The organism is Pseudomonas sp. DC1.2, from assembly GCF_034351645.1.
GTDB lineage: Bacteria > Pseudomonadota > Gammaproteobacteria > Pseudomonadales > Pseudomonadaceae > Aquipseudomonas.
Window position 1 is genome coordinate 5,117,420 of sequence record NZ_CP133782.1, and the last position, 13,023, is coordinate 5,130,442.

Sequence of the window (13,023 nt, forward strand, 5' to 3'; positions counted from 1 at the left end):
GACCAGCGTCAATTGCTTACCTCTCCCGCCTCTGCCAGAATCGCGAACTATTCTCGTTAGTTAACGTTTCCCAATCGGTAATGCGCTGTGTCGTCAGTCCCAAGCCCTCAAAATGTGCTCGTTGGTGCGTTGTATCGCGACCACCGTGGCTGGCTGCTGGCTTGGTTGCGGCGCAACGTCGCCTGTCCGCAACGGGCCGAAGACCTGAGCCAGGACACATTCGTGCGACTGTTGGGGCGCGATGAACTGCACGCACCACGCGAACCGCGAGCATTTTTGGTGGCGATTGCCAAGGGCCTGCTGTTCGACTACTTCCGCCGTGCCGCGCTGGAGCAGGCCTACCTCACCGAACTGATGCGAGTCCCCGAAGGCGAGCAACCCTCGGTGGAAGAGCAGCAACTGATTCTCGAGGACCTTAAAGCGATAGACCGCCTATTGGGCCGGTTGTCGAGCAAAGCCCGGGCAGCGTTTCTCTATAACCGCCTTGACGGCCTCGGCCACGCCGAAATCGCCGAGAAACTCGGCGTTTCGGTGCCACGCGTGCGTCAGTATCTGGCCCAAGGCATTCGTCAGTGCTACATCGCGCTCTACGGTGAACCGGTGTGACCCCGGTCAGTTCAAAACCGGTGTCGGCGCAGGTACTTGACGCCGCCATTGCCTGGCAATTGTCGTTGGACTGCGCAAACCCGGTCGAACGCGAAGAGTTCGCCAAATGGCACGGCGCCCACGAAGAACACGCTCGAGCGTGGCGCCAGTTAGGCATGCTCGATCAGCGTTTCAGCGTCGCCAGTGGTCCGGCGCGCACGGCGTTGCTGCAATCGCGAGCAAGTCTGCGCCGCCGCGTGCGCACGCTTGGCAGTGGCCTGGCCAGCGTCGTGGCGGTGATCGGCCTGACGCTGTTCGCCGGTGAGCGCTATCTGCCGATCGATTACTGGCTCGCAGACCAACGCACCGCCACCGGCGAACAACGCACCTTGCACCTGTCCGATGGCACGCAGATCAACCTCAACACCCACAGCGCGGTGGATGTGCGTTTCGATGACCAGCAGCGGCGGATCATCCTCCAGGAAGGCGAAATCCTCGTCGAAACCGGGCACGGCGATGCTCGGCCGTTTATCGTCGAAACTCGCGAAGGCCGCCTGCGGGCATTGGGCACGCGGTTCCTGGTCAAGCGCGAGGAACAAGCCACGCGCCTCAGCGTATTGCAATCGGCAGTGGCGGCCCGTCCCGAGTCCAGCACGCAAGAACAGATCCTGCACGAAGGTCAGCAGGTACTGATGCGCAACAACGGACTGGGGCCGATTGTGGCGCTCAGCCCAAGCGCCGATGCCTGGACGCGTGGCATGTTGGTGGTGGACAACGTGCGGCTGGAGGATCTGCTGCGCGAACTCGGCCGCTATCGTTTCGGGCACTTGGGCGTCGCGCCGCAGATTGCCGACTTGCGCATCACCGGCAGCTTCCCGCTGCATGACACCGACAAGGCACTGAGCGCACTGCTTCCGACGCTACCGGTGCAGATCGAGCAGCACACACCGTGGTGGGTAACGGTAGCCAAGGCTGACGTAAAACCCTAGCCCCTTACAGGGCAAACACACCCACCTGTGGACCGGTCCGCGAAGAGGCCATCCGCCAGATCGAACAACCGACAATCTGTTCCTGCTTGTTGCTGAATCGATATTAATCTCATCCCGCCCTATCACTTTTGCATTCTCGTCCGGCACCTAGGCAATTGAGAAATATTTCCATTCAGGAGCCGTCGTATGTCCCGCTCGCTTGACACCCTGTTGCGCCCCAGCTTACTGGCGGTCGCGATCGTCCTCTGCGCCCCTCTGACCAGCAGCCCGTTGATCGCCGCCGAACAGGCGTCCAGCGTGCGCGCCTACGACCTGCCCGCGGCGTCCCTGGCCAGCACACTGAACCAGATCGCCAGCCAGGCCGGCCTCGCACTGTCATTGAATCCGGCATTGGCGGCAGGCAAGACCTCGGCGCCGGTAAAAGGTCAGTTCGACGCCTCCTCGGCCCTGCGTGAAGCATTGCGCGGTACAGGCCTGCAACTGGAACAGAGCAGCGCCGGGACGTACAGCCTGGTGGCCGTGCCCGATGGCGTGATGGCTCTGCCGGAAACCGCCGTGATCGGCGTACAGGACGCTGAAAGCGCTTGGGGGCCAGTCGACGGTTATCTGGCTACCCGCACCGCCGCCGGCAGCAAAACCGACACGTCGCTGGTTGAAGCACCGCGTTCGATTTCGGTGGCAACGCGCGAACAAATGCAGGACCGCGGCGTGCAGAACCTCGATGACGCCGTGCGCTACATGCCTGGCATTGTCGCCAGCAGCTACGGCAGTGACACCCGCGCCGACTGGCTGCGCGTGCGCGGTTTCGAGCCGACACAGTTCCTTGATGGCCTGCCACTGCCAAAGGGCGTGTACGCCAACCCGAAAGTGGAGACCTGGGACCTGGACCGCGTCGCCCTGCTGCGCGGTCCGGCCTCGTCGGTCTACGGCCAGACGCCACCGGGCGGCTTGCTCGACATGGTCAGCCGCCGTCCCAGCGCCGAGTCCAGCCACGAAGTCCAGCTGCAATATGGCACTGACAATCATCGCCAGATCAATTTTGCCAGCACCGGCAAAATCGACGACGAAGGCCAGTTTCTCTACAGCCTCAGTGGCGTGCTACGCGACAGCGGCACCCAAATCGATCACATCGACAACACGCGCTACAACATCGCCCCCAGCATGAGGTGGAATATCGATGAGGACACCCAGCTCACCCTGCTGACGCAATTCACCCGCGACGATACCGGCATCACCAGCCAGTTCCTGCCGGTGCAGGGCACCAAAATCAAGAGTCCGTTCGGCGATATTGCGCACAACAAAAACCTCGGCGATCCGAACTGGGAATACTACGACCGCACGTATTACGCACTCGGCTATGCCTTCGAGCATCGTTTCAACGATGTCTGGCAGTTCAAGCAAAACCTGCGTTACACCAAGACCGATTTATCCTTCCAGGCCATTACGGTCGGTTCGTACCCTTACACCCAGGTCGACGCGCAAGGTAACGTCGGGCGCACCACCACCAGCGTCGATGAAGACATCAGCCAATTCGCCGTAGACAATAACTTCCAGGGCGACTTCGCCACCGGCGACCTTCGGCACACTCTGCTGATCGGCCTCGACCACCAACGCACCGGCTCCAACTACACCTCAATCTTTGGCAGCGCGCCGAGCATCAACGTTAACAACCCGATTTACGGCCAGCCGATAGAGCGACCGGCGCGGTCGACTGCGTATTACGACTACAACCAAAAAACCTATCAGAGCGGTGTGTACATTCAGGACCAGATGGCCCTCGACCAATGGCGCCTGACCCTGGGAGGTCGTGAAGACTGGGTACACTCTGCAACGACCTACTTCAACAAAGCCGACGCGACCAACACCGAGCGCAACAAAAACTTCAGCGCTAACGCGGCGATCAGCTACGTGTTCGACTCGGGCTTTGTGCCTTATCTGTCCTACGCCGAGTCGTTCCAGCCGGCCATGAACGCCAGCGCCTCGCCGACCGAATCGTTCAATCCCACCGAAGGCAAACAATGGGAACTGGGCATCAAGTACCAGCCGCCAGGCAGCAAGACCCTACTCAGCGCGGCGGTGTATGACCTGACCCAGAAAAACGTGTTGGTCACCACCACCGTGGCCGATATCCCGGTCACCAGCCAGACTGGCGAAGTGAAGGTCAAAGGCCTAGAGCTGGAAGCCGTTTCCGACGTCACCGACAACCTGAAAATCATCGCGGCCTACACGTTGGCCAAGTCCGAGGTGCAGAAGGGCGACTACAAAGGCAATCGTCTGCAACTGATGCCCAACCAGCAAGCCTCGCTGTGGACCGATTACACCTGGCACGCCGGCATGCTGGACGGCTTCGGCGTCGGCGCCGGCGTTCGCTACACCGGCAACACCTATGGCGATCAGGGCAACACCTGGCTGGGCAAGGCAGATGCCTACACCCTGTTTGACGCGTCGGTACATTACGACCTCGGGCGTCTGGACAACAGCCTCAAGGGAGCGTCCGTGGCGGTGAATGCCACCAACCTGTTTGACAAGGATTACCTCTCCACGTGTGACAGTTTCTATTGCTACTACGGCGACCAACGTAGCGTCGTCGCCAGTGCGACGTACAAGTGGTAATGGTTTGAGCTAAAACGCACCGCGACCCGGCCGTCCTCCCGAGGACGGCCGGGGTATTTCTGAAGGCCATCAAATGAAAAGTACAACCCTGCGCCGCTGGTCCTTCGTCCACACCTGGACCAGCCTGGTCTGCACCGTATTCCTGCTGATGCTGGCGCTGACCGGCCTGCCGCTGATCTTCCACCACGAGATCGACCACTTGCTGGGCGATGCGGCCGAACTGAAGCAGATGCCGGCCAACACCCCGCAGCTCGATTTGCAGCAGTTAGTGCGGGCGGCGGAAAAACATCGTCCAGGCGAGGTCATGCAGTATTTCGGCTGGGAGGACGAAGAGCCCAACGGGGTCGTCACGATCATGGCGCCCACCGCCGGCACCGAACCGAACTCATCCCATACGTTCATGCTCGACGCTCGCACCGGCGAAGCATTGGAGATGCCTTCGGCCAACGGCGGGCTGATGATGGTCATGTTGCGCCTGCACGTGGACATGTTCGCGGGCCTGCCGGGCAAGTTATTGCTGGCGTTCATGGGCCTGATGTTTGTCGTCGCCCTGGTTTCCGGGACGGTGCTGTACCTACCGTTCATGCGCCGCTTGAATTTCGCGACCGTGCGCCGAGATAAATCAACGCGTCTGCGCTGGCTCGACCTGCACAACCTGATTGGCATAGTGACGCTGACGTGGGCGTTGGTGGTGGGCGTGACCGGCGTGATCAGCGCCTGCACCGACTTACTGATCGCCGCGTGGCGTACCGACAGCCTGAGTGCGATGGTCGCACCCTACCGGGATGCCCCGCCGCTGTCGCAACTGGCGCCCGCCACGCGACTGCTCGACATCGCCAAAGCCGTCGCGCCGGGCATGCAGCCTGACTTCATAGCCTTCCCCGGCACACGGTTCTCCAGCGAACACCATTACGCCGTGTTCATGAAAGGCAGCACGCACCTGACGTCACACCTGCTGACGCCGGTACTGATCGACGCCAGCACCCTGCACGTCACCGCCGTGGCCCAAAGGCCTTGGTACATGGACGTCATGGGCATGTCGCAACCGCTGCACTTCGGTGATTACGGCGCCATGCCGATGAAAATCCTCTGGGCGGCCCTGGATCTGCTGCTGATCATCGTGCTTGGCAGCGGCGTTTACCTGTGGCTAGTGCGGCGCAAAACGGCCAAACCAGCCCGCAAAAAAGCGGAGACACGCCCATGAGACCGAGGTCATCGAATTTCTGGAAAGTCTTCACCCTCCCAACGGTGATTGCCCTGTTCAGCGCGGCGGGATTGTTCTCGGCACTGTTGGGGGACGGCATGTGGGATGCCTTGAGCTGGCTTGGCCTGGGCATCCCCGCCGCGGTGGCCTTGCGCGGGTTACTGCAACGTCGCTAACACCGGTCGTTGAGCCCTGCACCGGCTCAAATAACGCCAGTCATACGACGACAACCCGCCCCGCCTGTCGCTTCAACCCTCTGCGCTTCTGACATATCTGTTGACAACTTTATCCAGACACTCCTATAAAGGCGCATGTTGTACGACGACCTACAACAACGCCGCTCGACAGCCATAACAATAATTCAAAGAGTGACAGGCAAAATGACCGACCTTCGAAAGACCTCCGCTACAACTCCCTCTTGCGTCCCCTTAAGCAACACTCGTTCGATCCCGGACTAACCGCGTCACCGGACGGACTCAACTCCGTGCGGCATGGAATGCGACACCAAATAATCCAAAAATAATGGTGAAGTGATGAAAATCAAAGGCATCCGCTGGTGGATGGTCGGCCTGGTCACGGCTGGTCTGATGGTCAACTACCTGGCTCGCAATACCTTGTCAGTGGCCGCGCCGACCCTGATGAGCGAAATGAATATCTCCACCGAGCAGTATTCGCACATCGTGGTGGCGTGGCAGGTTTGCTACGCACTGATGCAACCGGTGGCCGGCTACATCATTGATGCCATCGGCACCAAAATGGGCTTCGCGATTTTCGCCTTCGCCTGGTCGATTGCCTGCGCGGCTGCCGCGTTGGCATCCGGCTGGCAAGGGCTTGCTGTTGTTCGTGGGCTGCTCGGCCTGACGGAAGCGGCGGGCCTGCCAGCAGCCGTCAAGGCGTCCACCGAATGGTTCCCGGCCAAGGAACGTTCGGTGGCCATCGGCTGGTTCAACATCGGCTCTTCGATTGGCGCACTGCTCGCGCCGCCGCTGGTGGTCTGGGCCATTTTGAACAGTGGCTGGGAGCTGGCATTTCTGATCGTCGGAGCCTTGGGCATTGCGTGGACGTTTCTGTGGCTGGTCCTCTACAAACACCCACGTGACCAAAAACGCCTGAGCGACGCCGAACGCGATTACATTCTCAGCGGCCAGGAAGACCACTTCAAAGATCCGATCTCGAAAAAAGGTAGCTGGAAGAAGATCATTGGCAGCCGCAACTTCTACGCCATTGCCAGTGCGCGGATGCTCTCCGAGCCAGCCTGGCAGACCTTCAACGCGTGGATCCCGCTGTACCTGATGACCGAACGGCACATGAACATCAAAGAGATTGCGATGTTCGCCTGGCTGCCGTTTCTGGCCGCCGACCTGGGCTGCATCTTGGGCGGCTACCTGAGCCCGTTCTTTCACAAACACTGCAACGTCTCACTGTTCACTTCACGCAAATTGGTGCTGCTGTTCGGGGCGTCCTGCATGATTGGCCCGGCCTGCATCGGCCTGGTAGCCAGTCCTTACACGGCGATTGCCCTGCTGTGCATCGGCGGTTTTGCGCACCAGACGTTGTCCGGCGCGTTGTACGCGATCACCTCGGACTCCTTCGGTAAAAACGAAGTGGCCACCGCCACCGGCATGGGCGGTATGTTCGGCTACCTCGGTGCAGCGGCCTTCACCTTGGTATTCGGTGTAATGGTGACCAAAATCGGCTACAGCCCTCTGTTCGTGGTGCTGGCGATTTTCGACATCGTCGCAGCGTTCATCGTCTGGACGGTGGCCCGCGAACTCAAGCCGCAACAGACAGTTCCAGGTCCGCAAGCTGAACCGCAGAACCTGCAACCCACTGCCTGAACCTGAAGAAGGCCCTGCGGGAGCGAGCCTGCTCGCTCCCGCACGGTTTCTGATCTTGAGCAATTGAGCCAACGCGCTATGCTGCCCGGCACTTCCTTTGACCGAGACGTTGCCATGTCCACTCCGAGCATGACCCTGTTCCACAATCCCGCCTCGCCCTTCGTGCGTAAAGTGATGGTGCTGCTCCATGAGACCGGTCAAACAGACCGCGTGGCGCTGCAAGCCAGCCAACTCAGCCCGGTCAGCCCGGTCAGCCCAGACCTTACGCTTAACGAAGACAACCCACTGGGCAAGATCCCGGCCCTGCGCCTGGCCGACGGTAGCGTGATCCACGACAGTCGGGTGATCCTCGACTATCTCGATCACCAGCACGTCGGTAACCCGCTGATTCCTCGCGACGGTCCTGCCCGCTGGCGTCGTCTGACCCTGGCCTCACTGGCCGATGGGATCATGGATGCAGCGGTGATGATTCGTTACGAACAAGCGCTGCGCGCCCCGGAGAAACAATGGCAACAGTGGCTTGATGCCCAGCGCGACAAAATCCGCCGCGTCCTGGCGCTGTTCGAAGCCGAGGCGATAGCCGAGCTGAGCAGCCATTTTGACGTGGCGGCGATCAGTGTGGCCTGTGCCTTGGGTTATCTGGATTTACGCCATGCCGATTTGGCATGGCGCGAGGTCAATCCGACACTGGCCGCGTGGTTTTCCGAGGTGAGTCAGCGGCCCTCGATGTTGGCGACGGTACCCAGGATTTAAACTTCACAGGCGGTACTCACCTTTTAGCCTTCGACAGCGATCCGACTTAACGGACACGTCCTACACCAAATATCGATTTGCCTGACTGCGCCCCTCTCTCGATCCACGCACAGTCCTATGCCTCCATCAAGGCATAGGGCTAAGGGAATGTTCAGCGCCGTTAATCTGCAGGTTGTCCGATTCAAGTTCGAAGGGTGGCGTCCATGACGTCACCCGCCAACCTCGCCGCCGCCGCAGCCTCCAAGACGCCCTTCGGCTCGCTCGGTGCCTGCCCGTTGCGCCAAACCCACGTGCAACTTCTGCCTTTACGCTACGCACTGGTAGAAGAAACCGTCGATCCCAGTGCTGATCTGAAATTGCCCTACGCCCTTCAAACCCGGCCGCTGGGCATTCGTATGCTGCGCGATGGCTGGCTGTACGTGATCGACAGCGTCACCGGCCACCTGAACGAGTATCGGGTGCTCAACGGACTGGTCAGCGCCTTGCTGCACAAGGGCGCCAAGGTCGATGGCGATCAGCGCACGGCCATCGAGGAGCGCCCGGCGCTGATTTTTTCAAGGCGCAGCACCTTGCACGTCAGTTTCGCCGAGGTGCAGTGGACCGCCGCCAAATGCGCGCAAGTGATCGACAGCCGCGAGGAGCGCGAGCACTTTATGCAGGCCGTCGATCTTGGCCCGGTGAACTGCGAAACCGGTGGCGAGCATTTGCTGACGGTGGCGCAAGGCAAGCAGTGGCTGGCAGAAATTGCGACGGTCCCGGCGCAGCAGGCTCAAGCCGAAAAAGAGCGCGCCGAGCTGCAAGCCAACTCGCCACCGGACGCCGTTCTATTGCCGACGGTACACGTCAACAATGCCCCCGAGCACGAACGCGAACCGTACCTGTGGGAGCAGCCGCGACGCTTTCGCGAAGCGCACATCGGCGAGTTTCTCGGACGGGTGCGCCCGGCGTATCAGGACGACACGCTGTTCCTGGTGGTCCAGGATGACCTCGGTGTGTTGCGCGACCTGGCCGACTATCAAAACACCGTGGTCGGTTGGGTCGACGCCTGGAGCAATGCCGAGCACAACGAGCGTAATTATTTGCTGGCGTGCTACATCGAATCCCTGAGCCAGCTCAGCCCGGCGGATGTTGAAAAACTGGGCGAAGTCAGCGACGACCCGACGGTCAATGCCCTGCTTGTCGATCTGCAACAGTTACCTGAGCCCACTCAGGAACGCACACGCAACGCCTTGCTGGATTACCTGAACAAGGGCGGCAAGGTCGAGCCAGCCGAGGGGCCAGCCCCACCGGAACTGGTGCAGTTGCGTAAGCAAGCCCAAGTCGACGTCCGGGAGATGCTCAAGTATCAGGGGAGTACGCCAGACTTCATCGCACAAAGGCTCGCCGTTGAGAGCGCGGACCGCGGTTACTACACCCGCCAGCACTTTTCGATGGCGCCCGCCGACTTCGTTGAGCGGCACCTCAAAACCCTGATCAAACTCGGCAAGGAGCAAAACAAACGCATTAAGGACGTGATCGAAGGCTCCACGTTCACGGGCAAACGCGGGGTCAACGATTTCATCGACCGCCCGGCCATGGACAGTGAGCTGTTTCAGCACCGCGCTGACGTCAGCCGCTGGAATCGCCTGCTTGAGCGCATCACCGACGACCGCACAACGCTGGTGTGTGCCGGTCGCTACCACCGCTCGGCCTGGTACTACGACGCGCATGAACCGCAGCAATTGGCCGAGGTTTTCGCGGCCGAATACGCCTGTCTCAACGACATTTGCCGCAGCGACCATGCCAGTGAAAAGATGCTGGGCTATCTGGAAAAACACCCGGAGTTGGCCCGGCCTGCGTTTTACACCTTGCCGCTGCGCGTGCGGTCTGAGCTGCTGGTGCAATACAGCCTGCTCTCCAATGCGGGGACCGGCCTGTACAGCAAGCTGCCAGACTGGTTGCAAACCCTGCAAAAAATCGAACAACCGCACCTGCCGGCCCTCGACGATATGCCCGAACACACCCGCGCCATGGCCGACGCGGTGCAACACAGCTACAGCCCGGCGCTCAACCTGGGCCTGAGCCGCGCACTGGAAGGTTTCGACCTGGCGGGTGGCAAAATCCCCGACCTCGACGAACTGTTCCGCCATCTGCCCAAAGCGTTGCCGGCGCGGATACTCGATGCGGCGAAAACCACCGGCGTGACGTTCACCCTGGCCACACCGGGCGAACACACGGCGCTGCAATCAGACATCAAGGACGTGCTCAGCGAGCGCGCCTACCTCAAAACCCTGACCCGTGAACGCAACCAGCTCACCCATAACAAAAACCTGCCGGGGCACAAAACCCAGCGCGCGGTTGAGTTGCAGACTGAAATCGTTCGGGTACGGGCACAGTTGACTCAACTGGAGGGCCGACTGGCGGGGGCATTGAGCCCGATTGCGGAACTGCCGGATCAGTCGGTACGCACCTACGGCGCCACACCGGCTCGGGCCGGGGTGACGGTGGTGTTTCCACCCGCGCAGCAGCAGGAGGTAAGGAGTTTGCTGACGAACATTCGGCAGGGGATTCACAGCGTGCCGAAGGCAGACCTGATCAAGAGCGAAGGGGTTGGGTTGTTGGTGTTTTTGGCGCAGGTGGTGAATTTAGTGGTGGCTATAAGGACCCTAGTGAATCAATCCAGAGACGAGCGGGTATGGGGGCCCGTTATCAACGCCCTCACCGCTACCGGTGCAGCGGGATTTACCGCAGCACAGAGCTTGGCCGATACCGCACTGAAGGCACGCGGAGATACGCTTGTGCGGGCCGCTCAACATCACGCCCTGGAGAGTGTGCATGTGCAGATGGGGAAGATGCATATCGGGCTGGGCTTCTTTACCTACGGTCTTGGTCTTGTATCTTCATTGTCCAGCCTCAATACCCAACACCAGAATTGGCAGCAAGCAACGCGCAGCGGCAACCGCGCAGCCCAAAACAGCGCGGCTCTTGCCACCGTGGGTGCCAGCGGCATGGTGACGGTTAACACCTATGGCCTCAGTCATACCGTGCATGCCAGTTTTAAAGTGATGACTGCCGGCAGTGCGGCAGCACGAACAGCCGCCTGGGCCGCCGCCGGCACACGCCTCTCCACTGTATTTTTCCGGGTCAATCTGGCCGGGGCCTTGTTCACCGTACTGGAACTGGGCGGCAGTTGGCTGTTCAACCGCTACAACATCAGCGCCCACGACAAATGGCTCAAAACCACGCCGTGGAGCCTGGACACCGACGAGCGCGGCAACTACACCCTGGATCAGTACCAACGTTACCTCGGTGAGTTACTTCACGCGCCTACGGCCCACCTTGGTGTGATCAAGCATGACTCCTTGCTGAAGAACCTGTTTTTGCGCGCCAAACCCAGCGATATTCATCTGGCGTTGCCGGGAGTGAAACTAAGCGACTTCCAGCCCCCATTAAGTGGTAACCCCTCGCACCGTCTGGGCATCGGTGCCCATCGGCTTTACCGCCCACTCGACAGCCGCGGTAGCGCCCATGAGCGCAAGGATGTGATCAGTGCTGAAGTGACCGACAGCCTGAAAATCGTGCAGGCAGACCCGCTGATTTTATGCCTGCACTCTGCGCTGAACCACAATGCGCCAATGGCCCCCGCGGTCGAGACACTGGAACTGGCGGTGTGCGTGCAAGTATTGAATGCCCAAGGACAGTGGATCTCCCGCACCCACATCATTCACCTTAATCCTCGGGGTGAAGGCCGCTTTCCTTCGCTGCCGCGCAACACCGTCACCGAGCATCCTCCGGTGTTGCTGGTTGAAACCCATTTGCTGGAGTCGGTCGACCATGCGCAACAACCTGGATAAATCCGTGCCGGCACCGCACCTTGAGCAATCGCGCAAAGCCGGGGATATAGAACCCTTTCCCAGCGGGAAGATCACCTACCTCGCCCCGTTGCCGCTGCCTACGCCGATGCCGCCCAGTGGTCCTCATATCGGGGAATTGAATGAGGTGTATATGGACTTCGGGCTAGGGTCGCCGGAGGTGTTCTCATGGCAGGTCATTTTAGGTGGGCCATTAACCCTTGCATTTATGGTTGCTTTTCTATTCCCGCTTATTGGCGGATTCATGTTTTTTTTGTTCGGGATGGGTTGGGACGATATCTCTCATGCCATAGAAGGAATCTTCCATGAGGCCTACGGGCTGGCTATACAAACGAGCCTGCTCGCCCTCTTCATCGGCCTCTGCGTCTGGCTCCACAACCACAACCGACGCGCCGAGATCATCCCCACCCGCTTCAACCGTCAACGCCGTGAAGTCTGCTTCATGCCCGAAGACGCCACCGAGCCACTCTTCGTGCCTTGGGAATCCCTCAGCGCCTGGGTCATTGAAGCCCAAGGCGTCACCCAGCACGGCATCCAGCGCCAATACGGCATGGGCATCGGTTTCCAGCACGGCGAAATCCTCACCAGCGTCGAATTCCGCTGCGCCGGTCTGCCCCTCGCGATCAGCTACTGGGAAGCGATTCGCGGCTACATGGAATACGAAGTCAACGACCTCAAATCCATCCAGGACCCGCTAGACCTGCAAGGCCCCGACGACCCACCCCACGAAGGCCTGCACACCTTTCACAACGCCCGCGCCCGCATGCACCAGCAAATCCGCGACGGTTCACGTAACCGGATTTCGGGATTTTTCTGGTACCTGTACCACGTGATGACCCTGTGGACGATCCCCAACCACCTCACCGAATGGGAAATCCGTCGCATCAAAGCCATGGGCCAACAGACGTTGCCCGAAGTCATGCAGCAATGGTCGGAGCCGTTGCCCAAGGCGCAATGGGCCAAGCCAAGTGAAGAACTGCTGCGCATGAGCGAACAGGTCCGGACCCTGCACAAACGTCAACCGCGCCGGCCGATTACTGAGATTTTTGCTGAAGTACAGCGATTGAACCTGACGAATAAGCGACGTGCATGAAGTGTTTTTTCTGGATACCTGCGTGCAGGAAACAATCCAGAAATCAGTGTCGCCAACGCCTCTCCTTCCCGCTGATCGTCACGCAACCCCAGCGACC

At 60.2% G+C, this 13,023-nt stretch carries 9 protein-coding genes; all 9 read left to right on the forward strand.

Annotation, left to right across the window (positions count from 1 at the left end; translation table 11 throughout):
- Window positions 1-87: 87 nt before the first annotated feature.
- Window positions 88-606 carry an RNA polymerase sigma factor gene (locus tag RHM68_RS23270; RefSeq protein WP_322219302.1) on the forward strand — a complete coding sequence of 173 codons (519 nt, stop codon included), beginning with the start codon at window positions 88-90 and terminating at the stop codon, window positions 604-606.
- Window positions 603-1,574 carry a FecR family protein gene (locus RHM68_RS23275; protein WP_322219303.1) on the forward strand — a complete coding sequence of 324 codons (972 nt, stop codon included), beginning with the start codon at window positions 603-605 and terminating at the stop codon, window positions 1,572-1,574. Before RHM68_RS23270 ends, RHM68_RS23275 begins: the two co-directional genes overlap by 4 nt.
- A gap of 186 nt (window positions 1,575-1,760) precedes the next feature.
- On the forward strand, window positions 1,761-4,187 hold the full coding sequence (locus RHM68_RS23280; protein ID WP_322219304.1) for a TonB-dependent siderophore receptor: 2,427 nt from the start codon (window positions 1,761-1,763) through the stop codon (window positions 4,185-4,187).
- Between the two features lie 73 nt (window positions 4,188-4,260).
- Complete coding sequence (locus RHM68_RS23285; protein ID WP_322219305.1) at window positions 4,261-5,391, forward strand: PepSY-associated TM helix domain-containing protein; 1,131 nt, start codon at window positions 4,261-4,263, stop codon at window positions 5,389-5,391.
- A complete protein-coding gene (locus RHM68_RS23290) occupies window positions 5,388-5,567 on the forward strand; it encodes a hypothetical protein (protein WP_322219306.1) in 180 nt (59 codons plus the stop codon). The genes RHM68_RS23285 and RHM68_RS23290 overlap by 4 nt, the downstream gene beginning before the upstream one ends.
- Window positions 5,568-5,924: 357 nt before the next feature.
- Complete coding sequence (locus RHM68_RS23295) at window positions 5,925-7,229, forward strand: MFS transporter (protein ID WP_322219307.1); 1,305 nt, start codon at window positions 5,925-5,927, stop codon at window positions 7,227-7,229.
- Window positions 7,230-7,343: 114 nt separating this feature from the next.
- Entirely contained in the window at window positions 7,344-7,982 is a 639-nt protein-coding gene (locus tag RHM68_RS23300) for a glutathione S-transferase (RefSeq protein ID WP_322219309.1), read from the forward strand.
- A 203-nt stretch (window positions 7,983-8,185) separates the two neighbouring features.
- Entirely contained in the window at window positions 8,186-11,815 is a 3,630-nt protein-coding gene (locus RHM68_RS23305) for a toxin VasX (RefSeq protein ID WP_322219311.1), read from the forward strand.
- A complete protein-coding gene (locus RHM68_RS23310; protein WP_322219313.1) occupies window positions 11,796-12,926 on the forward strand; it encodes a hypothetical protein in 1,131 nt (376 codons plus the stop codon). The genes RHM68_RS23305 and RHM68_RS23310 overlap by 20 nt, the downstream gene beginning before the upstream one ends.
- The last annotated feature ends 97 nt before the right edge of the window (window positions 12,927-13,023 follow it).